Annotated in this window: 21 protein-coding genes and 1 riboswitch; of the genes, 19 read left to right on the forward strand and 2 right to left on the reverse strand. The window is 42.7% G+C overall.

Annotation, left to right across the window (positions count from 1 at the left end):
• Window positions 1–111: 111 nt before the first annotated feature.
• Window positions 112–549 carry a GtrA family protein gene (locus tag EAI95_RS01370; RefSeq protein ID WP_023023611.1) on the reverse strand — a complete coding sequence of 146 codons (438 nt, stop codon included), beginning with the start codon at window positions 547–549 and terminating at the stop codon, window positions 112–114.
• A 28-nt stretch (window positions 550–577) separates the two neighbouring features.
• Window positions 578–714, forward strand: a riboswitch (PreQ1 riboswitch).
• On the opposite strand from EAI95_RS01370, the gene EAI95_RS01375 reads away from it, so the two are divergent.
• The 4 genes from EAI95_RS01375 (at window position 712) to pulA (ending at window position 6820) form a co-directional block, all read left to right on the forward strand.
• Window positions 712–1221, forward strand: a complete 510-nt coding sequence (locus tag EAI95_RS01375) for a QueT transporter family protein (protein WP_006596069.1) — start codon at window positions 712–714, stop codon at window positions 1219–1221. It overlaps the preceding riboswitch by 3 nt.
• Before the next feature lie 289 nt (window positions 1222–1510).
• The gene (ligA, locus tag EAI95_RS01385) at window positions 1511–3469 is read left to right on the forward strand and encodes an NAD-dependent DNA ligase LigA (RefSeq protein WP_129821980.1); all 1959 of its coding nucleotides are present in this window, start codon (window positions 1511–1513) and stop codon (window positions 3467–3469) included.
• 8 nt (window positions 3470–3477) lie between these two features.
• Window positions 3478–4446 (forward strand): diacylglycerol kinase family lipid kinase, encoded by a 969-nt coding sequence (locus EAI95_RS01390; protein ID WP_129821981.1) that lies wholly within the window; start codon window positions 3478–3480, stop codon window positions 4444–4446.
• A 76-nt stretch (window positions 4447–4522) separates the two neighbouring features.
• On the forward strand, window positions 4523–6820 hold the full coding sequence (gene pulA / locus EAI95_RS01395) for a type I pullulanase (protein ID WP_129821982.1): 2298 nt from the start codon (window positions 4523–4525) through the stop codon (window positions 6818–6820).
• A gap of 451 nt (window positions 6821–7271) precedes the next feature.
• Here pulA and EAI95_RS01400 read toward each other — a convergent pair whose 3' ends face one another.
• Entirely contained in the window at window positions 7272–9458 is a 2187-nt protein-coding gene (locus tag EAI95_RS01400; RefSeq protein WP_129821983.1) for an LTA synthase family protein, read from the reverse strand.
• A 243-nt stretch (window positions 9459–9701) separates the two neighbouring features.
• On the opposite strand from EAI95_RS01400, the gene EAI95_RS01405 reads away from it, so the two are divergent.
• From EAI95_RS01405 to EAI95_RS01480, 15 genes are all read left to right on the forward strand, one after another.
• Window positions 9702–10862, forward strand: a complete 1161-nt coding sequence (locus tag EAI95_RS01405; RefSeq protein ID WP_129821984.1) for a class I SAM-dependent rRNA methyltransferase — start codon at window positions 9702–9704, stop codon at window positions 10860–10862.
• On the forward strand, window positions 10862–11539 hold the full coding sequence (aroD, locus tag EAI95_RS01410; protein WP_048716962.1) for a type I 3-dehydroquinate dehydratase: 678 nt from the start codon (window positions 10862–10864) through the stop codon (window positions 11537–11539). Before EAI95_RS01405 ends, aroD begins: the two co-directional genes overlap by 1 nt.
• Window positions 11529–12404: a shikimate dehydrogenase gene (gene aroE, locus EAI95_RS01415; protein WP_129821985.1), complete on the forward strand. Its 876-nt coding sequence runs from the start codon at window positions 11529–11531 to the stop codon at window positions 12402–12404. Before aroD ends, aroE begins: the two co-directional genes overlap by 11 nt.
• Window positions 12405–12505: 101 nt before the next feature.
• Window positions 12506–13570 (forward strand): 3-dehydroquinate synthase, encoded by a 1065-nt coding sequence (aroB, locus tag EAI95_RS01420; protein ID WP_129821986.1) that lies wholly within the window; start codon window positions 12506–12508, stop codon window positions 13568–13570.
• Between the two features lie 20 nt (window positions 13571–13590).
• Window positions 13591–14757 (forward strand): chorismate synthase, encoded by a 1167-nt coding sequence (aroC, locus tag EAI95_RS01425; protein WP_129821987.1) that lies wholly within the window; start codon window positions 13591–13593, stop codon window positions 14755–14757.
• 12 nt (window positions 14758–14769) lie between these two features.
• Complete coding sequence (locus EAI95_RS01430; RefSeq protein WP_129821988.1) at window positions 14770–15876, forward strand: prephenate dehydrogenase; 1107 nt, start codon at window positions 14770–14772, stop codon at window positions 15874–15876.
• A gap of 99 nt (window positions 15877–15975) precedes the next feature.
• Entirely contained in the window at window positions 15976–16314 is a 339-nt protein-coding gene (locus tag EAI95_RS01435) for a YlbF/YmcA family competence regulator (protein ID WP_061564079.1), read from the forward strand.
• Between the two features lie 117 nt (window positions 16315–16431).
• Window positions 16432–17715, forward strand: coding sequence for a 3-phosphoshikimate 1-carboxyvinyltransferase (aroA, locus tag EAI95_RS01440; RefSeq protein ID WP_129821989.1), 1284 nt, complete (start codon window positions 16432–16434; stop codon window positions 17713–17715).
• A complete protein-coding gene (locus EAI95_RS01445; RefSeq protein WP_129821990.1) occupies window positions 17708–18193 on the forward strand; it encodes a shikimate kinase in 486 nt (161 codons plus the stop codon). The genes aroA and EAI95_RS01445 overlap by 8 nt, the downstream gene beginning before the upstream one ends.
• Window positions 18184–19038, forward strand: a complete 855-nt coding sequence (gene pheA / locus EAI95_RS01450) for a prephenate dehydratase (RefSeq protein ID WP_023026959.1) — start codon at window positions 18184–18186, stop codon at window positions 19036–19038. The genes EAI95_RS01445 and pheA overlap by 10 nt, the downstream gene beginning before the upstream one ends.
• Window positions 19035–20360 (forward strand): LCP family protein, encoded by a 1326-nt coding sequence (locus EAI95_RS01455; RefSeq protein ID WP_023023583.1) that lies wholly within the window; start codon window positions 19035–19037, stop codon window positions 20358–20360. The genes pheA and EAI95_RS01455 overlap by 4 nt, the downstream gene beginning before the upstream one ends.
• Before the next feature lie 220 nt (window positions 20361–20580).
• Window positions 20581–21939, forward strand: coding sequence for a 23S rRNA (uracil(1939)-C(5))-methyltransferase RlmD (rlmD, locus tag EAI95_RS01460; RefSeq protein ID WP_129821991.1), 1359 nt, complete (start codon window positions 20581–20583; stop codon window positions 21937–21939).
• Window positions 21940–22109: 170 nt separating this feature from the next.
• Window positions 22110–22430, forward strand: coding sequence for a TfoX/Sxy family protein (locus EAI95_RS01465; RefSeq protein ID WP_129821992.1), 321 nt, complete (start codon window positions 22110–22112; stop codon window positions 22428–22430).
• A 374-nt stretch (window positions 22431–22804) separates the two neighbouring features.
• Window positions 22805–23233: an aminoglycoside 6'-N-acetyltransferase gene (gene aac(6') / locus EAI95_RS01475; RefSeq protein WP_023023578.1), complete on the forward strand. Its 429-nt coding sequence runs from the start codon at window positions 22805–22807 to the stop codon at window positions 23231–23233.
• Window positions 23234–23280: 47 nt separating this feature from the next.
• Window positions 23281–23889, forward strand: coding sequence for a Type 1 glutamine amidotransferase-like domain-containing protein (locus tag EAI95_RS01480; protein ID WP_129821993.1), 609 nt, complete (start codon window positions 23281–23283; stop codon window positions 23887–23889).
• The last annotated feature ends 63 nt before the right edge of the window (window positions 23890–23952 follow it).

Consider the following 23952-nt stretch of genomic DNA (forward strand, 5'->3'; position numbering starts at 1 on the left):
ATGAAATCAGCGTAGTAGAGCCCACTCAATCACTGCGTCTTGCTCGACAATCCAAAGACAATTGAGAGGCCAGGACTTTTGTCCCAGCCTCATTTTGGTTTTCCACGGAAGTTACTTTTTATTTCGGAAGACAAAAAGTTTGCTGAAGACATAGTTCAAAATGACAATCATAACTTGGGCAGCAAACGTTTCGATGGTATTGATAGCCGTACGATTCATATTGACAAACTGACCAATGATTTGCGGATACTGGGTCACAAAGATGGTAGTCATCAGGAGATCCAGAACGAGAGTGCCCATTCGAGCGAAAGAGAAGACAATTAAGCGTTTGAACCAGCCTTTTCTTTCTTGTTTAAAGACAATAGTATCGTTGGTAGCAAAGGCAAAGAGAATCCCTGCAATATTTCCAATCAAGGTAGCTAGTTGTTCCTGGTCCGTCAGTTGGAAAACAATCAGCCGGGTAGCAACAGAGACAATAGTAGTAGCAACACCAAAAATCAGGTAGGCTAAAATTTCATTATTAAAGATGCGATGGACTAGTTTTTTCATACAATTAGTCTATCATAATTCCCTTATTTGTGCTATACTTATAAAGTTGGTTTGTGGAATGCAACTCTATCAAGAGGGGTTCATTGGCAAAGATCAACCCTTGGTGCTTAGCTTCTTTCACCAAGCATATTAGACGCGGAAAAACCGCTAAAGGAGAAAACGATGAAAAACTATACTGTTCGTGACTTGGCACAGATTGCTCTAGTTGCAGCTCTCTATGTGGCCTTGACCATTACTCCCCCATTGAATGCCATCGGAAGCAATGAGATCCAATTCCGTGTTTCTGAAATGCTCAATTTCATGGCTTTCTACAATCGGAAATACATTTGGTCGGTGACAATTGGCTGTATGATTTCTAACTTCCTGAGTTATGGGATTGTCGACGTGGTCGTTGGTGGCGGATCTACTTTGGTCTTCGTCACACTTGGAGTATATCTCTTTAAACGTTACGAAAAGACAGATCTCTTTAATGGATGGATTCGCAAGGATCATTTCTTATTCTCAATTTTCTTTGCCCTCTCTATGTTTACGATTGCCTTAGAATTGCATATCTTGAACAAAACACCATTCTTCTTGAATTGGTTGACAACTGGTTTGGGTGAATTTGCTTCCCTGATTGTCGGAGCTATTTTGATTAAAAAGATTGCCCAACGTATTGATTTGACTCAATAGTCTACTAGAGAGTGGAACAGAAATCGGTAATTCGTTAGAATTCGATTTCGTCGTCCCACCTCCGCACAGTTGAGTAGGGCTGTAAAAGCTGATGAAATCGGCGTAGTAGAGCCCACTCAACCACTTCGTCTTGCTCGATAATCCAAAGATAATTGAGAGGCTAGGACTTTTGTCCTAGATCTTTTTTTGTTGCCATTGCCGAATCCGATTCATTCAAATAATAGATATTTTTCGCTAATGGAGTAGTCAGAAAGGCCCCAGTAAAGCGTTTTTATGGTAAAATAGGGATATGGAAACCAGAATAAAAGAGCTAGTGACACTCCTGAATCACTATGCAGAAGATTATTATACAAAAGATGCTCCGTCCGTATCGGATTATGAGTACGATCAACTTTATCGGGAATTAGTCACCTTAGAGGAAGCCCATCCGGAGTTGGTCCAGCCCAATAGCCCAACCCATCGGGTCGGAGGAACTATTCTTAAAGGGTTTGAAAAATACCAGCATACCTACCCGCTTTATAGCTTACAGGACGCCTTTTCTTATGATGAATTAGTGGCCTTTGATCAACGGGTTCGCAAGGAATTCCCTGCTGTCACCTATGTATGTGAATTAAAAATTGACGGCCTGTCTATTTCACTTTCTTATGTTGATGGAGTTCTTGAAACGGGTGCTACACGTGGGGATGGGAGCATTGGAGAAAATATCACAGAAAACCTTAAGCGAGTTCGTGATATTCCTCTAGTCTTGCCAGAACCTCTTACATTAACAGTTCGCGGAGAATGTTATATGCCCCGTGCATCTTTTGATGCTGTCAACTTGTCTCGCCAAGAAAATGGGGAAGCAGAGTTTGCGAATCCTCGAAATGCGGCAGCCGGTACTCTTAGACAGTTGGATACAAAGATTGTTGCGGAGCGAAAACTCGCGACCTTCCTCTATCAAGAAGCTAGTCCAACTGACCAAACGAGTCAAGAGAAGGTGTTAGCCAAGTTAGATCGACTCGGTTTTGTCGTCAATCCGCATCACAAGACAGTGACTAGTATCGAGCAAGTCTGGGACTATATTCAAGAAGTGGCAACCATGCGTGACCAGCTTCCTTATGATATCGATGGGGTCGTGATAAAAGTGAATGACCTGGCTGTCCAAGAAGAACTTGGCTTTACTGTCAAAGCTCCCAAATGGGCAGTGGCTTACAAGTTCCCAGCTGAGGAGAAGGAAGCAAAACTCTTGTCAGTTGATTGGACTGTTGGTCGGACAGGAGTTGTGACACCAACTGCTAATTTGACTCCCGTTCAACTAGCAGGGACGACTGTCAGTCGGGCTACTCTCCATAATGTAGATTACATTGCTGAGAAAGATATTCGCAAAGACGATACCGTCATTGTCTATAAAGCAGGGGATATTATTCCAGCTGTTCTACGGGTTGTTATGGATAAGCGCGTATCAGAAGAAAAATTAGAGATTCCTAGTCACTGTCCAAGTTGTCAGAGTGAGCTCCTTCATTTTGAGGATGAAGTGGCCTTGCGTTGTATCAACCCCCGTTGTCCTGCTCAAATAAAGGAAGGGCTCGCTCACTTTGCCAGCCGGGATGCCATGAATATAACAGGGTTGGGGCCAGCTGTGGTGGAAAAACTGTTTGCCAAAAAACTGGTACAGGATGTGGCAGGTATCTACCGGCTGACAGTTGAGGATCTTTTGCAATTAGAAGGTTTTAAAGAAAAATCTGCCCAGAAGTTAGTAGATGCTATTCAAGCATCTAAGGGGAATTCTGCTGAAAAACTATTGTTTGGACTGGGAATTCGTCATGTAGGAAGTAAGGCCAGCCAGCTCTTGCTCCAAGAGTTTCATTCCATTCCAGCTTTAGCAGAAGCAGAGGTTGAAACGATTGCAGCGATAGACAGTTTAGGAATGGTCGTTGCAGAAAGTCTCCAGCGTTATTTTGCTCAGGAAGGCTCTCGGCTTCTTTTAGAAGAGCTTAAGGATGCTGGGGTAAACTTAGAGTACCTAGGACAAAAGGTTGCAGCAGACGCACCATTGTCCGGTAAAACAGTCGTCTTAACAGGTAAACTGGAACGTCTGACTCGTTCTGAAGCTAAGGCTAAATTAGAAGCCTTAGGGGCTAAAGTCACAGGCTCCGTGTCCAAGAAAACTGACCTGTTGGTTGCAGGTAGTGATGCGGGCAGTAAATTAAGCAAAGCGCAGGAATTATCGATTGAAATACAGGATGAAGCCTGGCTTGAGAGTTTATAGAGGCATGTATGGAAAATAAGATTAAAAAAGCACGAGTGATATATAATCCGACCTCTGGTCAGGAAATCATTAAAAAGAACATCGCAGAAGTCTTAGATGTTTTAGAGGATGTCGGCTACGAAACAAGTGCCTATCAGACCACTCCAGAGCCCTTATCAGCCCAATTAGAAGCAGAACGGGCTGCTAAAGCAGGATTTGATTTGATCATTGCCGCTGGGGGAGATGGAACCATTAATGAGGTAGTTAACGGGGTTGCTAGTCTCGAACACCGTCCAAAAATGGCTTTTATCCCTACGGGAACAACCAATGATTACGCGCGTGCTCTGAAGATTCCAATGGGAGATCCTGTAGCTGCTGCAAGGATTATTGAAAAGAACCAAACCATCCAAATGGACATTGGACGGGCATACGGAAGTAAATATTTTATCAATATTGCTGCTGCAGGGACCTTGTCTGAATTGACCTTTAGTGTGCCGAGTGAGGTGAAGTCGCGCTATGGCTACTTTGCTTATGTAGCGGAGGCAGTGAAGAAGTTCCCTAAGAATAAAACCCGCAAGGTGCGGATTGAGCACGACAATGGGGTCTATGTTGGACCAGTTTCGCTTGTCTTCGTGGCTCTGACCAATTCAATCGGTGGCTTTGAAAGTGTGGCACCAGATGCTAAACTTGATGATGGGAATTTCACCTTGATTTTAGTGAAAACCGCTAAATTATTTGATATGTTGTCCCTCATTATGCAAGCTGTTAATGGTGGAAAACACGTCAACGATTCAAATATTGAATACCTCAAGACTTCTAAATTGAAGATTGAAGTTTTGGATAACAAGGAAGAGTTTAAAATCAATTTAGATGGTGAATATGGTGGCGATACGCCAGTAGAACTGGAAGTCTTCCACAATCACTTGGAATTTTTTGCCAACATCGATGAAATTAATGACGATGCTCTGGTTCATTCAGAATATAAATTAGAAGAATAATGGAGAAACATTGCTGAGAGTGGGCAATGCCAGTTTCTTCTTACTTAGTTAATTAGGAAATAGGAAATACAAGAGGATGCATCAGTATCAAGTAAAAATCCACTACCATCATCCCGTCGGTGATTATTTCGCCCGTGATATGTGGAAGTGGCATGAAGGAGTATGGGGAGAGGAAGTGTCTTTCTCCAAGCTCGATTATTTTGGAGTTGAGGGGCTCCTAGTTTATAACTGTGAGACACCTCAACACATTGGCCATGTCATCATCAAGGAAGGAAACTGGCTTAGTCAGTCGGATGAATACCATATTGAGCTTTTGCCAGAAGGGAAAGTGCGGGAAGTCTGGTTGATTCAAGGAGATGACACCGTTTATTATTCCTTACAGGCTGCAATGACCAGTCATGAATACAGCCGTCGGAAGCCACACGCTTTTGATATGGCGACTCATTACCAGGAATTTGATGCCAAATGGGGCTATCAGGGTTGGTTGGGATATCGCCAGCAAGATGATGATTACCGCTTTAAACTTTGGGCACCTACTGCCAATAAAGTAGACCTTCTTATCTATGATTCTGTCGCCAATGACAGCAAGGTCTGGAAGGTTGTCCCAATGGTTCGTGGTCAGAGAGAATCTAGCGACCATGTTCGCAATAACTGTGGTGTCTGGTATGCAGATGTCATGGGAAACCTCAGTGGACTAGCCTATCAGTATAAGGTTTATTTTGATTACCATACAGAGGTTGCGCGTGATCCTTATACGATCGCTACCAGTGAAAATGGTAAAAAATCTGCCATTCTTTCTCATCAGGATTGCATCTTCCCTGCCTTTCAGTCAGAAGCTTATGAAAAGGCTGACTGGCGTCTGGATAATCCTTGTCAGGCGGTTGTCTATGAAATGCACGTCCGGGATTTGACCATCTCTCCGACTTCTGGTGTGGATGAAGCCTATCGAGGAACCTACCGAGGAGCTCACCAGACTGGGACGAAGAACGCCCAAGGCGATGTCACAGCCTTTGACTATATCAAGGAATTAGGGGTCAATGTGGTTCAACTGCAACCAGTGACCGACCGCTATAAGACCTATGATGAAGACGGGAATGTCCTCTACAATTGGGGCTACGATGTGCAGAATTACTCTGCTCCAGAGACTAGTTACTCGACCAAACCTCACGATCCTAAGACTACCATGCGCGAGTTAAAAGAAATGATACACGCCTATCATGAAGCGGGTATTTCGGTCGTCATGGATGTGGTCTATAATCATATCTATTCGACAGAAGATGGAGCCTTCCAAACAACCGTTCCTGATTATTACTACCGGATGAATCCAAATGGATCCTTCCAAAATGGTACAGGAGTTGGGAATGAGACGGCCAGTGAGCATGAGATGTACCGCAAATTCATGATTGATTCCTTGACTCATTGGGTAACAGAATATAAGATTGACGGTTTCCGCTTTGACTTAATGGGGATTCACGATGTGGATACTATGAATGAAATCCGTGAAGCCATGGACGCAATTGATCCACGGATTCTCCTTTATGGAGAAGGTTGGGATATGGGGACAGGATTGGCTCCAGAAGATAAGGCCAAAAAGGACAATGCTTATCAAATGGCCCAAGTCGGTTTCTTTAATGATACCTCTCGAGATGCCATTAAGGGAGCTGAAGTCTTCGGATCCATCAAACGTGGCTATGTTAGTCGGAAGTCTACAGAAGACATCATTGCGCGTTCCGTTCTGGGAAGTGCAGAGTTGGGATCCTTCCTAACTCCAAGTCAGGTCCTCAACTATGTTGAAGCCCATGACAACTACAACCTCTACGATTTACTTTCTTATGTCCACCCAAATGATTCTCAGGAAAAAATTAAGAAGCAGGTAGAAATGGCGACAGCCATGAATCTCCTCTTCCAAGGGATGGCCTTTATGCAGGTTGGACAAGAGTTTCTACGAACCAAACTAGTTGCAACGGGCGAAGATGGTGAAGTGACACATGAAGATCGAGAACGGGCTATGAATTCCTATAATGCGCCAGATGCCGTCAACCAAGTCGATTGGGATTTAGTATCTGTCAACAAGGATACAATCGAATATGTGCGTCAAATCATTCATTTGAAGAAGACCCTACCTGCCTTGTCCCTCGAATCTTATGAGGAGATTTATCAACATGTCTTTGTCCATACTGCCGATATGGGTAGTGGTGTTGTGGTCTTTGAATTGACCTGGGATAAACACTATTATGTTATCTTTAACACCAGTGGACTACCATTCTATCTCCAGAACGCAAATCATCTTGAGCTCCTTGTTGGAAATAGCCGAAACAAACGTCCATTCTATGTAGAGAATTTAACAGCATCTGTCTTTGAATGGAAGAAATGAGAGTGGGACAGAAATCGGTAATTCGTTAGAATTCGATTTCGTCGTCCCACCTCCGCACAGTTGAGTAGGGCTGTAAAAGCTGATGAAATCAGCGTAGTAGAGCCCACTCAACCACTGCGTCTTGCTCGACAATCCAAAAATAATTGAGAGGCTAGGACTTTTGTCCCAATCTTATTTCAAATAGAAGATAATGCTCTCTTAAAAACTTTCCTTAGGTGAGTCCGGACGTCAGCGAACTTCTCTGAAGTTCCAAGACTTAGTTTTGAACCTAAAGTTTCAAAACTCCCGAGTACTTGAAACATAGTGTTTCAAGTACTTTTCTCACAGCGGAAAGTTTTAGATTTGCTTTAATAATCCAAGGTAATAGAAGTTTATTTTGAAAAACAGTCCAGCTTCCTTAAAGTAAAAACAGTTTGTCTATATTCAAAAATAAGATTGGGAGGTCCCAATCTTATTTTTTTTCTGATGAAGATGAGCTTGAGCTACTTGAGCTGGAATCCTCACTTGAAGAAGATGAACTGAACTGTTCAGGGTGGAGCTCCTTATAGCTTGGTGCTTTGAAGAGATCAACCGTTGATTGATTGCCTTTTTGGCTATAGAGGCTGGTTGATGCATCACCTTTTTCTTTTTCAATTTTCTTCAATGCTTTCATCGAGTTGTTGTAGGAGTAGTCATCCGGGTTGACTTTACCAAGATCATTTCCTGTATAGAATCGTAAGAGATCTCCTGTTTGGATACTATCACTAATCTTGAGTTGTAGATTCGCTGCCTCACGGATTTTATCCAGTTGCTCTTTCGTTGATTCGTCTGGATTGGTGATTTCTTCACCAGTCTTGGTGTAATAGGTCCGGCCACTGTAACTTGTATACTCAGGAGTCACAAAGTAGTTAGCAGAACGGAAAGCTACGATTTGGCTATGATTTGGAGATAACAAGTCTTGACCAACTTGAAGGAAGTTCTTAGAATCAATTCCTAACAAGTGTTCTAATGTTGGAAGCATATCAATCTCTCCACCATAGGTCTCAATCACTTTCCCCTTGTCCATACCAGGAATGACCACCATATACGGTACGCGTTGCAACATGGCATTGTCATAACTAGACCAAGTTTCAGAGTTCTTATCTAGCAAAGGAGCCAGAGTTGGATTTCGAGAATTAGAAATACCGTAGTGGTCCCCGTACAGAACAATAATGGAGTTCTCATAAAGACCAGAAGCTTTGAGATAATCGAAGAAGGCCTTGATGGAAGCATCCAAGTAGTTGGCTGTTGCGAAATAGCCATTAATGGTTTCATCTTGCGTCTCTGCAAGAGGGAAGCCAATTTCGTCACCAATCAGACTGGTTGTATAAGGATAGTGGTTAGAAACGGTAATGAACTTAGTATAAAACGGTTGTTGCATGTGTTCCAAGTACTTGATGGAATCCTTCAACATGATCTTATCATTAAGTCCATACTGGAAAGAGTTGGTATCATCTTGCTTGGTAAAATAAGAGGCATCAAAGAAGTAATGGTAGCCCCATTGTTTGTAGGCTGTATTACGGTTCCAGAAGCTTCCGGCATTTCCGTGGAAAACAGCACTGGATTGGTAGCCATTCTTAGAAAGAATGAAAGGAGCTGCTTGCTGGGTATTGGTCCCACCGTAGTTCACCATAAAGGAACCTTGGTTCAAACCGAACAAGCCAGTCTCAATCATGGTTTCTGCATCCGATGTTTTACCAGCTTTTACCTGGTTGAAGACATTGGCAAATGCAAAGGTTTCGTTTGAATGGTAGAGCGAGTTGATAAAAGGGGTCACTTCGTATTCTTTGCCATCGACTTTCAATTTATAGTCGATCAAGAATTGTTGGAAGCTTTCCAAATGGATATAGATAACATTACGACCTTTAGCAAGTCCAAAGGTTTCTGGGTTTGGTTGAGCATAATGGCTAGCAATATACTCTTCAACTGGCTTCAAATCAACCTCAGAAGCCTTTGAGCGTTCTTTATTGGCCATGTAAGTCTGGTTGGCACTGTAACCCAAAAAGGCAGGTAAACCAAGCGCACGAACTACATAGTAGTTGGAGAAGCCACGCGTTAACAATTCCGGACGGTCAATCTCTGCCAAGAAAAGGTTGGCAGAGAAGAGCATAGCAGAGAGCGAAGTCACTGCAAAACTTGCCCGTTTGTTAAAGGGACGGTGATCTAGTTTGACCAATTTCTTTAAGAAGAGGAAAGCTAGAATCGGGAAGTCTAAAATATAGATAATATCCCAGGGACGGAATAATTCTAAGGCTGCAGCTCCAAGACCGGCGGAAACCTTACTAGAGGCCAGCATGGTATTAACCGTTACAAAGTCTGTAAACTCACGATAATAAATCGAGTTGGAAATCAACCAGATAAATAAAATGACATAGATGCTAAAAGATAGCAAATAAAAGAGTTTGGTTCTCTTAATATAAAAAGCGAGACCGATCAATAAGAGGCTTAACGGTATCGGGTTAATGACTGCGAGAAAAACCTGATAGAAGCCTTGAATATCTAAATTAAAGTCTACTGTATAGGCCCACATGGTTTTAAACCAATATAGCAACAGTAGGGTAAAGACAAATCCTAGTCTGGTACTCATAGCATCGAGTATCGTTTTGGTAATTTTTTTCACAAAAATATACTTCCTTGCCTTATTTCCTAAAAATTTTCTTACAACAGTATACCATAATTTAAAACGTTTTGAAAATAAAGCAAGTGTTTAATTCGGGACAAAACGCTAAAGTCTAAGATGATGAATCAATTAGTCAACAAAAGCTAGGAGAATGTCAAATAAGAGTTTTAAATCTTCAATGTTAATCGTATTTTTAAGGAAGAGACTTTGTGAATTTTTGAAAATTTTGATACAATAGAGAGTATGAAAAAGCTGACAATTAACCGACAAGTTGAGAAGAAAATCCATAAAGGTTATAAGATTTTAGAGAAGATTGATTTTGGTCAACTCCCCTTTGACAATGAGGTGGTTGAGCTGGTCACAGCTTCAGGTCATTTTCTAGGGACAGGCTATCTTTCAGAGCAAAACAAGGGTCTTGGTTGGGTCATTTCCACCAAGAAAATCACCTTGGATCAGGCTTACTTTAGTCAGCTATTTGCTAAGGCCAAGTCCAAGCGCCAGTCTTATTATCAGTCGGAATTGGATACAGCTTTTAGAATTTTTAATCAAGAAGGCGACGGATTTGGTGGCTTGACCATTGATCTCTATGGAGATTATGCTGTCTTTTCCATCTACAATGCCTTTGTTTATCAAATCAGAGAGTTGCTTGTTGCGGCTTTTCAAGAAGTCTTTCCAGAGGTCTTGGGAGGATATGAAAAAATCCGTTTCAAGGATCCAGGTTATGAGTCAGCCCATCTTTTTGGTCAAGAAGCTCCAGAGCAGTTTTTGATTTTGGAAAATGGTGTTCGCTACCAAGTCTTTCTGAATGATGGCTTGATGACAGGGATTTTCTTAGACCAACACGATGTGCGTGCTAGCTTAGTAGATGGCTTAGCTGCAGGTAAAAGCTTGCTCAATATGTTTTCTTACACAGCGGCTTTTTCGGTAGCAGCGGCTATGGGAGGAGCAGTAGAAACAACCTCTGTTGATTTGGCTAAGCGGAGTCGTGAACTATCTGAAGCTCATTTTGTGGCAAATGGTCTAGCATTGGACCAGCACCGCTTTATCGTCATGGATGTTTTTGATTATTATAAGTATGCTAAGCGTCATGGCTTGACTTATGATGTGATCGTTTTAGATCCGCCGAGTTTTGCTCGCAATAAGAAGCGTACCTTCTCAGTTGCGAAGGATTACCACAAACTAATCGAGCAGTCCCTAGAAATCTTGAAACCAAAAGGAATTTTGATTGCTAGTACGAATGCTGCAAATGTCAGTCGGGATAAATTTAAGAAAGAAATTGAAAAGGGCTTTAAAGGCCGGAAACATCGGTATATCAGTGAGGTCGGACTTCCAGCTGATTTTCGATATAACGAAAAAGAAGAAAGTAGTAATTACTTAAAAGTATTTACGATTAGGGTGGATTAATGAAATTAGTCGTTTCTGTAATGCCAAGAAATTTTGAAGAAGCACAGGCCATTGATGCCAGTCGTTATCAAGATGCAGATGTGATTGAATGGCGTGCGGATTACTTGGACAAAAATGATATCTTACAAGTGGCGCCTGCCATCTTTGAAAAATTTGCAGGTCGTGAGATTTTATTTACGCTACGGACCCGGGAGCAGGGAGGAGAAATTGAGCTTTCTGGTGAAGAGTACGTAGCTCTTATCCATGATATCAACAACATCTACCATCCGGATTATGTCGATTTTGAGTACTTTGGTCATCAGGCCGAATTTAATCAGATGATGGATTATTCCAATCTTTGCTTAAGCTACCATAATTTCCAGGAAACCCCTGAAAATATGATGGAAATTATGTCAGAGTTAACCAGCTTTACACCGAAATTGGTCAAGGTATCTGTGATGGCTCATACCGAGCAGGATGTTCTGGACCTAATGAACTATACACGTGGCTTTAAGACGCTAAATCCAGAACAAGAGTTCGTTACCATTTCTATGGGGAAAATCGGCCGAATCTCTCGCATTGCTGCCGATTTAACCGGTTCTGTTTGGTCCTATGCTAGTGTAGGAGTGGAAAGTGCACCAGGTCAAATTAGCTTATCCAGCATGCACAAGATTCGGGAGATCTTAGATGAAGATTGATGGCTATACGCGAATGGCGGCCGTGATTGCCAAGCCCATTCGTCATAGTATCTCACCCTTTATTCACAATCAGGCTTATCAACTAACCGCGACCAATGTAGTCTATCTTGCTTGGGAAGTGGAAGAAGAACAAGTCGAACAAAGTCTTCAACAGTTACGGGTACTGGATATGTTGGGCGCTAATATTTCCATGCCTTACAAGAAAAAGGTCTTGCCATTTTTAGATCAGGTAGATGGAAGCACACAACTTATTGGTTCGGTCAATACGATTGTTCAGAAAGATGGTCGTTTAACAGGCTACAACACAGACGGACTTGGTTTTCTAAAGAGTCTCCCTAAGACTTTTTCGATAAAGAATAAGAAACTTGTCCTTTTAGGAGCGGGTGGTGCTGCGACTGCTATTGTTGTAGAGGCTATTCGGCAAGGAGTTGGCGAGATTCATTTATTTGTTCGTCCAGAAAGTTTAGATAAGTATCAGGCTATCTTTGCTCCACTATCCGAAACTCTTGATGTTTCAATTGTCCTTCATGACTTATCCAGTCGGGATCAGTTGAATGCAACGATAGAGGGGACGGATTTATTGATCAATGCTACAGGACTTGGAATGGACGGGTCTTCTCTCCCTATTCCGAAAGAGTTTAACTTTCCTAAAGAATGTCTAGTGGCTGATTTAGCTTATTTTCCTGCCAAGACACCATTTCTTCAATTAGCAGAAGAACAAGGGGCAAAAACCTTAAATGGCTTGGGAATGCTCTTCCATCAAGCTGCCGTTGCCTTCGAACTGATGACGGATAAAACTTTCCCGGAAGAGGAAGTCTGGCAAGCTTTGAAATTGGAATACCCAGATTATGTATTAGAAAAATGATGGAAGAAAACAGAAAAACTTAATCAAGTATGCTCTGTTTTCTATTTTTATACAATAGTGAAATTGTAATCTTTTTCACATGGATTTGAAAGGAGATTCTTATGAAGGTGAATGTTGATCTACCAAAGAATGGTTATGAGATTGTCATTGAGAATGGAGCGATCCAAAAGGTTGGAACCTGGCTCAGTCATTTATGGGAAGCTCAAAAAGTAGCAGTCATTACAGACAATCATGTAGGGTCTCTTTATGCAAGTCAGGTGGTAAAAAGCCTTGAAAGTGAAGGATTTACAGTGATTAGCTTTGAGTTCCTAGAAGGAGAAGCTAGTAAAAATCTGACGACCGTTCAAAAAGTCTATGAATTCTTAGCCAAGAATGGGATGACACGATCAGATGGCATCCTCGCTCTTGGTGGTGGTGTTGTTGGTGATCTAGCTGGCTTTGTAGCATCCACCTATATGCGGGGAATCCATTTCGTCCAAGTACCGACTAGTTTGACAGCGCAGGTTGACTCCTCTATCGGAGGTAAGACCGGAGTCAATACACTCTATGCTAAGAACATGGTAGGAACCTTTGCCCAACCGGATGGGGTTCTGATCGATCCTGAAGTGTTGCGGACTCTTGGCCAGCGCGAGTTGATCGAGGGCATGGGGGAAGTCATTAAGTACGGTCTCATCGAAGATCCTGCCTTATGGGAAGAACTGGATCAAATGGATGGCACCATTGAGTCTATTTATGAGCATGCAGAATCCTTGATTGCCCATTCCTGTCAAGTCAAGCGCAAGATGGTCGTCGAAGATGAGTTAGACCAGGGCATTCGTCTTTATTTGAATTTCGGTCATACCCTTGGTCATGCGATCGAAGCAACAGCCGGTTATGGCCAGATCATGCACGGAGAAGCCGTAGCGATAGGAATGGTGCAAGTCACTAAGGTGGCAGAAGCCAAGGGATTGGTTCAAGCTGGTTTAACGCAGGCTATTCGTCAAATGTGTCAAAAATTTGGCTTACCAGTAGAATTCCATACTTGGGATAAGGAAAAGCTTTATCAGGCCTTGACCTTAGACAAGAAGGCCAGGGGCAATCAATTGAAACTTGTTTTGGTACCTGAAATTGGAACTTGTCAGATCCATCCAGTCCTATTGGAAGAAATGAGAGACTTCTTACAGTAAGAATCGATAAAGGAGATACCATGCGTTATTTAACAGCAGGAGAATCACACGGACCACGACTTACAGCTATTATCGAAGGAGTGCCAGCAGGGCTCCCTTTGACAGCTGATTATATCAACGTCGAATTAAAACGTCGCCAGGGTGGCTACGGTCGTGGAGCACGGATGAAGATTGAAAGCGATCAGGTCGAGATCACCTCTGGTGTTCGCCATGGCTTGACCATGGGAGGTCCTATCACCTTGAATGTCACCAATCTAGACCATCAAAAATGGTTGGAGATCATGTCTGTCAGTGATGTGGAGGAAAAGAAAAAGGGGCTCCGGAAAATTACCAAGCCTCGTCCAGGCCACGCTGATTTGGTTGGTGGGATCAAGTACCGCTTTGATGACTTGAGAAATTCTTTGGAACGGTCATCCGCTCGGGAAACAACCATGCGGGTAGCAGTAGGTGCAGTAGCCAAACGTTTATTGGAAGAGATTGGGGTTCAAGTAGCTAGTCATATCGTCAATTTCGGAGGAATCGAAGTAAAGGTTCCGGAAAATCTAACAGTTTCCCAAATCAAGGAAGCGGTCGCTCAATCAGAAGTTTCCATCGTTAATCGAGAGCGAGAAGAGGAAATCAAGGCCTATATCGATAGTGTGAAGAAAGAAGGGGAAACCATCGGAGGGATCGTCGAAACGATTGTAGGTGGTGTGCCTGTCGGTCTGGGATCTTTTGTCCAATGGGACAAGAAATTGGATGCCAAAATCGCTCAAGGGGTTGTCTCTATCAATGCCTTTAAAGGTGTAGAGTTCGGTCTAGGCTTTGAAGTAGGTCGTCGAAAAGGCAGTCAAGTCATGGACGAAATTCTCTGGTCTGAGCAGGATGGGTATACTCGTCGAACCAATCATCTGGGCGGATTTGAAGGCGGCATGACCAATGGAGAGCCGATTATCGTCCGTGGAGTAATGAAACCAATCCCAACTCTTTATAAACCCCTCATGAGTGTCGATATTGAAACGCACGAACCGTATAAGGCAACGGTGGAGCGGAGTGACCCAACAGCGCTTCCAGCTGCAGGGGTTGTCATGGAGGCTGTGGTGGCAACGATCTTAGCCACAGAAGTCTTGGACAAGTTCTCTTCTGATAATCTGGAAGAATTGAAGGAAGCTGTCGAGCGTCATCGGGCCTATACCAAAGCTTTCTAACTGGAGAAATAGATGGAAGAAAAGGTTGTTTATATTGTAGGTCTAGGACTAATTGGCACTTCGTTAGCCATGGGGATCCGGAAAGCTCATCCGCAAGTGACTTTACTAGGCTATAATCGTAGTCAAGCCTCACGAGATATTGCTCTAAAGAAGGGAATTGTTGATGAGGTGACGGCTGATTTGGAAGAGTTTGCTTCTCGAGCTGATGTCATCATCGTCTCCCTACCTGTCAAGCAAACCATTCAAACCTTTCAGCAACTGGCGAGAATGCCACTGAAAGAAGGAGTCATTGTGACGGATGTGGGCTCCACCAAGGGGGCCATTGTAGAAGCTGGCGAAAATGCTTTTAGACATCTCCCAGTCAGTTTTGTCGGCGGGCATCCCATGGCGGGGAGTCATAAGACGGGAGCTGCCTCAGCTGACTCCACCCTCTTTGAAAATGCCTACTATATTTTTACGCCAACAGCTACGACAGACCCAAGTGCTGTCTTGGAATTGAAGGATCTCCTCTCAGGGCTTGGAGCCCGTTTCATCGAGGTAGATCCAGTGGAACACGATCGGGTTACTTCTCAGATCAGCCACTTTCCTCACGTATTGGCAGCTACCCTGATGGGACAAGCAGCTGCTTATACAGAAGAGCATGCCTTAGCAGGTCGCTTTGCTGCAGGAGGATTTCGTGATATGACGCGGATTGCGGAGAGTGAGCCCAGTATGTGGACCTCCATTCTGCTATCTAATCCAGCTTCGGTTCTCGATCGGATAGCGGATTTTCAGGATCGTCTTGACCAAGTTGCTGAGATGATTCGCCAAGGACAAGAAGATGCCATTTGGTCCTTCTTTGACCATAGTCGAGAGCAACGGCAACATATGCAGATCCATAAGAGAGGAGGGGTGGAAAGCACCTTCGATATTTTTGTGGATGTCCCAGATGAAGAAGATGTCATCCTTCGGATCCTCGAATTGCTTCGTGGTACCTCCTTGGTCAATATTCATATTAATGAAGAAAACCGAGAAGATGTCTACGGGATTCTCCAGATTTCCTTTAAGACGGCTGCAGATCAAGCGCGGGCTGAAGCCCTAATCACCGAGCAAACGGATTATAGTGTGGTGATTAAATAGGTCCCAAGTAGGATTTTTACAAAAATAGCAGTTTCTAACACAAGATCTACCAGAATCTTTGTATAATAGAACAAAATCAAATTGTTAAGGAGAAATCACATGTCAAATATTTATGATCTAGCCAATGAGTTGTCACGCGGAATTCGTGACTTACCAGAATACAAGGCTGTCCTTGCTAGTAAGGAAGCCATTGATGCCGATGCCGATGCAAAAGCGTTATTCGGAGACTACCTGGCTTTCCAACAAGAAATTCATGGAGTCATCCAGTCTGGACAAATGCCAACTGAAGACCAACAAAAGAAAATGCAGGACTTTGCTGGGAAGTTACAAGGAAACCCAATTGTAAATGAGTTTTTCACCAAACAACAGCAATTGTCTGTTTATCTAGGAGATATTGAACGGATTATTTTTGATCCAGTTCAAGATTTATTTAAATAAGGGAGAGGTGGAGAGCCCACCTCTTTTTCTTTCCCATCTTAGAGGACCTTCCAAGTGAACGTTGAAAATGGCTGTTTTTTATGGTAAAATTTTTAGAAAAGCTTGAAGGGGTAAGCAATGAAATTACAAACGAATTGTAAGGGTTTAAATGGAATCATTCGTGTTCCAGGGGATAAATCGATCAGTCATCGTTCGATTATCTTTGGAAGCCTTGCGCATGGAACCACTAAGGTCTATGATATCTTACGTGGTGAAGATGTCTTATCCACTATTCAAGTATTTAGGGACCTAGGCGTCTCTATCCAAGATGATGGTCAAGTGATCACCATTGAGGGGAAAGGCTTCGAAGCCTTTCAACAACCTAAAAATGATCTGGATATGGGAAATTCAGGCACCTCTACTCGATTGATAGCGGGTGTCTTAGCAGGAAGTCCCTTCCCAGTTACCATGGTTGGAGATGATAGCTTGTCCAAACGACCAATGGACCGAGTAGCGATCCCCCTTCGAGAGATGGGAGTCACTATTCAGGGCCAAACAGATCGAGACATGTTGCCCCTTCATCTGCATGGATCAAAAGAGTTACAACCAATCCATTATTCATTACCGGTAGCTTCTGCGCAGGTCAAGTCAGCTCTTCTTTTTGCAGCTATGCAAGCAGAAGGGGAGTCAGTCATTCTAGAGAAGGAACTGACACGGAATCATACCGAAGATATGATCCAGCAGTTCGGTGGCCGGATCAGCGTGAAGGGCAAAGAGATTCGCTTACGTGGGCCCCAGAGCTTCCAAGCCTGTGAGGTGACGGTACCAGGTGATATTTCCAGTGCGGCCTTTTGGTTGGTAGCTGGTTTGATTGTTCCTGATAGCAAGATTCGTCTGGAGAATGTCGGGATCAATGAGACCCGTACAGGCATTCTAGAGGTTATTGAAAAAATGGGTGGCAAGCTTCAAATCTTGGATCTTGATCCAGTTGCTAAGGCTGCGACCCTTGTCGTAGAGACTTCTGATCTCCATGGAACGGAAATTTCAGGTGATTTGATTCCTCGCTTGATTGACGAGCTTCCTATCATTGCTCTTTTAGCAACGCAAGCTTCTGGCAAAACCATTATCAAAGATGCTGAAGAATTGAAAGTTAAAGAAACAAATCGCATTCAAGTCGTGGCAGATAGTCTAAATGCCATGGGAGCGTCCATCACTCCAACAGAGGATGGTATGATCATTGAAGGGAAAACGCCCTTGCATGCTGCTAGTCTGCAAACTTTTGGAGACCACCGGATCGGCATGATGGGGGCGATTGCAGCCCTGCTTGTAAGAGAGGGTGAAGTGGAACTCGAGCGTGCAGAAGCTATTAATACCAGCTATCCTTCCTTCTTTGCAGACTTAGAAAAGGTGTTTTATGCCTAAAGTACTACTCGGCTTTATGGGAGCAGGGAAAACGACCATTGGCTCTTTATTGGATCCAGCTTTTGCAGATATGGATGCACTTCTAGTTCAACGCTTAGAAATGTCGATTTCTGACTATTTTGCTCGCTATGGAGAAGACAGTTTTCGCCAGCAAGAGTCGCTTTTGTTGCATGAGTTACTTAATCAAGAGAGATCGGTCATTTCAACTGGTGGGGGCATCGTCCTGAAGCCAGAAAATCGTGAGCTTCTCAAGAAGAATCCTTGTAATATTTATTTACAGATTGATTTTGAGCGGCTTTATCAAAGACTGGCTGCCGATCCTGCAACTAAGCGCCCTCTCTTTCTTAATAAAAAACCAGAAGAGTTTCGTGCCTTGTATGAGCAACGCCTGCCCCTATATGAAGAAGTAGCCACACATGTGCTTGATGTTGCTGATAAGACACCTGAAGAAATTGTGGAGATGATTCGATGCTTGTAGCTTATCTCGGTCCTAAGGGATCCTTTACCCATCATGTAGCTCTAGAAAGTTTTCAAGACGCTGCATTGTGTCCTTATGGTTCTATTACTGAGGTATTGAAAGCCTATGAATCCCATCAAGTAGACTATGCAGTCATCCCTGTTGAGAACTCCATTGAAGGCAGTGTCCATGAGACCATTGACTATCTCTTTCACCAGGCCAGTTTCCAGGCTATCGCAGAAGTGGTTTATCCCATTAAGCAACAACTCTTGGCCGTTAAGCAGGATCAAGTCATTGAAGTCATCTATTCGCATCCACAGGCATTAGCCCAGGGAAAAGCCTATGTCCAAGAGCATTTTCCTCAAGCCAGACTGGAGATGACAACTTCGACTTCCTATGCAGCTCGCTATGTCTCACAACATCCCGAACTACCTATTGCAGCCATTGCGCCTTTGGAGGCCAAGGATGAATATGGTCTGGAAGTTGTAGCCAGTAATATTCAAGAGATGGATCAGAATTATACCCGCTTTTGGATTCTTGGTCAGCGGCCTTTTGAAGGCAGTCGCTCCTTAAAGAGTGTTGCCTGCAAGGACAGTCTGGCCATTACCTTACCAAGTAATATTGCAGGTTCCTTATGCCAGGCCCTATCTACATTTGCTTCAAGAGAATTAAATTTAACAAAAATTGAGAGCCGTCCTTTAAAGACGGCCCTAGGGGAATATTTTTTTATCATCGATGTGGTGGATGCTGACGAATTACTGTTTGCTTCTACCTATCAAGAACTGGAGTCCCTAGGAGTTTCCATCAAAACCTTAGGCCACTATTCGGTCTATGTGCTAAAAGACAATGAAACGGAGAACGTATGAGTAGAGAATCAGAAAACCTATCCTATCATGAACAAAAGAGATTGGATTACCTTTATTCCAACTACCATTACCTGAACGAGAAAGAGCAGTCGGAATACAAGTACCTAAAAAATAAATCAGAGGGACGTTTCCAAGATGACCCCGTTTCAGCAATTGCTGAAGAGTCTGAGGCTTCTTCAAGTAGAGGAGAAAATGAGTCTGATGAATTACCTGTCTATCCATCACGTAGTCGAAAGGATAAAGCCAAATCCAATAAAAAGAATCGAGAGGAAGTAACAGGTCTTCCCAAACGTAAGAAGGGAAGAAAAATCCGCTTCAAACGTATTTTAAAGTGGATTGCTGTTTTCTTATTATTGGTTCTTGGTGGGATGGTCTTTATGTTTCTTAAGGGCTTGAATAGCAAACCTGGTGGAACCAATGCTCAACCAGCTGTTAAAGAGTATTTTAACGGACAGAAGACCAGTGACGGGGTCAATATTCTTATCTTGGGTACAGATGGTCGAATAGGGGAAAGCTCGTCTGAGACTCGAACGGACTCCATCATGGTGGTCAATGTCAATAATAAAGATGGCAAGATCAAGATGGTTAGCTTTATGCGGGATACTCTGGTACATATCGATGGCGTCAGCCAGCAAACAGATCCAGATTACTCAGACTACTATGACCAGAAGCTGAATACAGCCTTTACCATTGGAGAGCAGAATAACAACCAAGGAGCGGAATTGGTCCGTCAGATGCTCAAGGATAACTTTGACATTGATATCCAATACTATGCCATGGTCGATTTCCAAACCTTTGCGACAGCCATCGATACCCTCTTCCCGAATGGGGTGGAGATGAATGCGCAATTCTCCACCATTGATGGTGAACCCGTTTCTGAGGTTGAAGTTCCTGATGACTTGAATATGAAGGATGGGGTCGTTCCGAATCAGACCATTAAGGTCGGAAAACAACGGATGGATGGCCGGACCCTCCTCAACTATGCTCGTTTCCGTAAAGATGATGAGGGTGACTTTGGACGTACGAGACGCCAACAAGAAGTCATGTCTGCCATTGTTCACCAAATCAAGGATCCAACTAAACTCTTCACTGGTTCTGAAGCACTAGGAAAGGTCTTTGCTATGACGTCGACAAATGTACCGTTCTCCTTCTTGTTAACCAACGGGATTGGCTTAGTCGGAAGTGCCGGCAAGGGGATTGAACGCATTACCATTCCAGAAAATGGGGATTGGGTCGATGCCTATGATATGTATGGCGGTCAAGGACTGCTGGTTGATTTTGACGCTTATAAAAAGAAATTGTCCCAAATGGGCCTAAGATGATATAATTAAGGGATAGAGGCTGGGACAAAAGTCCTAGCCTCTCAATTGTCTTTAGATTGTCGAGCAAGACGCAGTGGTTGAGTGGTCTCTACTACGCTGATTTCATCAGCTTTTACAGCCCTACCCAACTGTGCGGAGGTGGGACAACGAAATCGAATTCTAACGAATTACCGATTTCTGTCCCACTCTCATTCCTTTTAATTTGTAGAAAGATAAAAAAATGCTAAATAAGAATGAAATTGTAACCGTAGAAATTGTTGATTTGACCCATGAAGGAGCAGGAGTGGCTAAGGTCGATGGCCTGGTCTTTTTTGTGGAGAATGCCCTGCCAGGAGAAGTCATCCGCATGCGAGTGCTCAAGGTCACTAAAAAGATCGGCTACGGTAAAGTAGAAGAATATCTAGAAAAGTCCCCTCATCGTAATGAGGAGCTAGACCTGGCTTACTTGCGTACAGGTATTGCTGACTTAGGCCACCTAGCCTATCCTGAGCAATTAAAATTTAAGGCCAAGCAGGTCAAGGATAGTCTTTACAAGATGGCGGGAATCGCTGATATAGAAGTACCCCTGACCTTGGGGATGGACCATCCTGTCCAATACCGCAATAAGGCCCAAGTCCCTGTTCGTCGCGTCAATGGTCAGGTCGAGACAGGCTTCTTTCGGAAGAATTCTCATGATTTGATGCCAATCGAAGACTTCTATATCCAAGATCCAGTCATTGATCAAGTGATCTTGGCGCTTCGGGATTTGATTCGTCGTTTTGATCTAAAGCCTTATGATGAGAAGGAACAGTCTGGCCTGATTCGTAACCTTGTCGTTCGTCGTGGGCACCATTCTGGAGAAATTATGGTCATTTTAGTCACTACTCGTCCCAAGGTTTTCCGTGTGGACCAGTTGATCGAGCAGCTGACTAAACAATTTCCTGAGATTGTATCTGTCATGCAGAACATCAACGACCAGAATACCAATGCTATTTTCGGGAAGGAATGGCGGGTTCTCTATGGTCAAGATTACATTACCGACCAAATGTTAGGCAATAGTTTCCAAATCTCAGGACCAGCCTTTTACCAGGTCAATACCGAAATGGCAGAGAAGCTCTATCAAACAGCCATTGATTTTGCGGACTTAAAAGAAGATGACGTCGTGATTGACGCCTACTCAGGAATTGGGACCATTGGCTTGTCAGTTGCTAAGCATGTCAAGGAAGTTTATGGAGTAGAAGTCATCCCCGAAGCAGTAGAAAATAGCCAGAAGAATGCAAGCTTAAATGGTATCACCAATGCCCACTATGTCTGTGACACGGCTGAAAATGCTATGAAGAATTGGCTCAAGGAAGGCATCCAACCAACCGCCATCTTGGTCGACCCACCACGCAAGGGCTTGACTGACAGCTTCATCAAAGCAAGTGCCCAAACAGGAGCTGACCGCATCGCCTATATCTCCTGTAACGTCGCCACCATGGCGCGTGATATTAAACTCTATCAAGAGTTAGGCTATGAATTGAAGAAAGTACAGCCGGTGGACTTATTTCCGCAGACGCATCATGTCGAGTGTGTGAGTTTGTTGGTTAAACGCAGCTAATCCTCAAAAGGTTCACTGAACCTTTTGAGTCCCACAAACGCACCATGTTGAGGCGGTTTCACTGCTTGTACGAGCTACGAAGTAGCATAGTAGAAACGGAAGGCCCACCATATTGAACTAATATAAGTATTAAAAATCCTGTAGACCAATGCAAATTTTGGAGGTGGAGTATGGCTTCAAGTAAAGAATATTTAGATTTCATTTTAGAACAATTGTCCGAGTTGGAAGAGATATCATATAGAGCAATGATGGGTGAGTATATAATTTATTATCGAGGGAAAATCATAGGTGGAATTTATGATGATAGATTTTTAGTGAAGCCTGTCAAATCTGCAATAGCGTATATGCCGAATGTAGAATACGAATTGCCGTATGAAGATGCAAAGGAAATGCTATTGGTAGATGATGTTGAGAACAAAGAATATTTAACTGGCTTATTTAATTCAATGTATGATGAGTTACCTGCACCAAAACCAAAGAAAAAGAAATAATAAAATCTCAGTTTATCTAGGTAATACCATTTAACGATAACCTTATGCTATCGTCAAAAAGTTTATAGAACAGACAAGATTACCTGGCATAATTAGTGTTCGCTCGTTTCATGCTGAGGCCGTACCACTGCTTGTCCGAGCTGAGGCATCAGCGAAGTAGAAGAAGATGTTCTGCCCATGGGATAGGACTCGTAGAAAGAGGAGAGAAACCGACGAAATGATACGGTAAGTCCGAACCGCTGAGTGCGTGGCTCTGCTCTTCCTATCTGAGACAGTCGAAAAGTAGAAAGGGATGGTATTGGTATCAATTAATGAGTAACAAAGTAACAGCATGATTCGAAACATTTGCTTGTAATTTGCGGAGGAACATCAATATGGATGGAATAACAAATGATTCTATAAAAACGGCTAAACTAATGAAACAATTATGGCCCCAATTGACCGATAAAGAAGCTATTGATGAAGTAAAAAAATATACGAATGGCAAAAATACTGCAATCTTTACTGAAGTTGAAGGTGACACAATTGTAGGTCTAGCACTATGTTCACTCAGATTTGATTATGTTGAAGGTTGTAAATATAGTCCTGTTGGATTCTTAGAAGGGATTATTGTCGACGAGGAATATCGTTTAAAGGATATTGCTAAAAATCTCTGTACAAAATGTGAGGAATGGGCGAAAAATAAAGGATGTAAGGAATTTGCAAGTGACTGTACTTTAACGAATACCGATTCTATAAGATTTCATCTCAATATTGGATTTCAGGAGGCAAATAGAATTATTCATTTTAAGAAAAAATTATAATTTCAGAACGTGGCCAACATTTATGTATCTTTAGAAAGTGTGATAACTTGAAAGAACAAATTTTTTTGATGGGTGGGAATCCGCCGATAAAGAACCATACGATTGTTAATAAAATTGTGTCATCAAGGAAGATCGAAAGAATTATCATTTTTACAGTTTTTCGTGAAAATTGGGAACCGTACATGAAAAAGTACACGGAAGTTTTTCAAAGTCATTTTCCTAATCTAAACGTTGATTACCTGCTCCTGGACACTGAGCAGATTGATTTTGATAGCTATCTAGATGCTGATCTAATTATCATCGGTGGTGGAAATACGGAAAAATATATAGCTACTTATGTCAATCAGGAGTTCAAAAAATATATCGATCATATGCTTAATAAAGAGGCGAAAATTATAGGATTTTCTGCAGGAGCCCTATTATTAGGAGAAAAAGTCTATGTCTCACCAAATGATAATTCAGATCATCAGATAAAGATAAAAGATGGATTAGGACTCTTTAATCAGTTTTTAATTAGTGTCCATTACGATTCATGGAATGATAAAGCTAATAGGGATAAAGCTGAAGAACTCGTTAATGTTCCCATAATTCCACTAAATGATCATTCCTGTCTTGTATTAGATAAACTTGGAAATATTATTGAGAAAATTGACTAGTTTTCATTATCTAAATCTTGATTTAGGTAACTAAAGTGTAAACGAACATTTAGATGAAAGGTT

Origin of the sequence: Streptococcus sp. bf_0095, from assembly GCF_004166885.1 — a bacterium.
GTDB lineage: Bacteria > Bacillota > Bacilli > Lactobacillales > Streptococcaceae > Streptococcus.

Bases quoted from the DNA above. Each gene is read 5' to 3' on its own strand.
- EAI95_RS01370 (WP_023023611.1), bottom strand. From the start codon at position 549: ATGAAAAAACTAGTCCATCGCATCTTTAATAATGAAATTTTAGCCTAC.
- EAI95_RS01455 (WP_023023583.1), top strand. From the start codon at position 19,035: ATGAGTAGAGAATCAGAAAACCTATCCTATCATGAACAAAAGAGATTG.
- ligA (WP_129821980.1), top strand. From the start codon at position 1,511: ATGGAAACCAGAATAAAAGAGCTAGTGACACTCCTGAATCACTATGCA.
- EAI95_RS01430 (WP_129821988.1), top strand. From the start codon at position 14,770: ATGGAAGAAAAGGTTGTTTATATTGTAGGTCTAGGACTAATTGGCACT.
- pulA (WP_129821982.1), top strand. From the start codon at position 4,523: ATGCATCAGTATCAAGTAAAAATCCACTACCATCATCCCGTCGGTGAT.
- aroA (WP_129821989.1), top strand. From the start codon at position 16,432: ATGAAATTACAAACGAATTGTAAGGGTTTAAATGGAATCATTCGTGTT.
- rlmD (WP_129821991.1), top strand. From the start codon at position 20,581: ATGCTAAATAAGAATGAAATTGTAACCGTAGAAATTGTTGATTTGACC.
- EAI95_RS01445 (WP_129821990.1), top strand. From the start codon at position 17,708: ATGCCTAAAGTACTACTCGGCTTTATGGGAGCAGGGAAAACGACCATT.
- aroC (WP_129821987.1), top strand. From the start codon at position 13,591: ATGCGTTATTTAACAGCAGGAGAATCACACGGACCACGACTTACAGCT.
- EAI95_RS01435 (WP_061564079.1), top strand. From the start codon at position 15,976: ATGTCAAATATTTATGATCTAGCCAATGAGTTGTCACGCGGAATTCGT.
- EAI95_RS01375 (WP_006596069.1), top strand. From the start codon at position 712: ATGAAAAACTATACTGTTCGTGACTTGGCACAGATTGCTCTAGTTGCA.
- aroB (WP_129821986.1), top strand. From the start codon at position 12,506: ATGAAGGTGAATGTTGATCTACCAAAGAATGGTTATGAGATTGTCATT.
- EAI95_RS01465 (WP_129821992.1), top strand. From the start codon at position 22,110: ATGGCTTCAAGTAAAGAATATTTAGATTTCATTTTAGAACAATTGTCC.
- aroE (WP_129821985.1), top strand. From the start codon at position 11,529: ATGAAGATTGATGGCTATACGCGAATGGCGGCCGTGATTGCCAAGCCC.
- EAI95_RS01390 (WP_129821981.1), top strand. From the start codon at position 3,478: ATGGAAAATAAGATTAAAAAAGCACGAGTGATATATAATCCGACCTCT.
- aroD (WP_048716962.1), top strand. From the start codon at position 10,862: ATGAAATTAGTCGTTTCTGTAATGCCAAGAAATTTTGAAGAAGCACAG.
- EAI95_RS01405 (WP_129821984.1), top strand. From the start codon at position 9,702: ATGAAAAAGCTGACAATTAACCGACAAGTTGAGAAGAAAATCCATAAA.
- pheA (WP_023026959.1), top strand. From the start codon at position 18,184: ATGCTTGTAGCTTATCTCGGTCCTAAGGGATCCTTTACCCATCATGTA.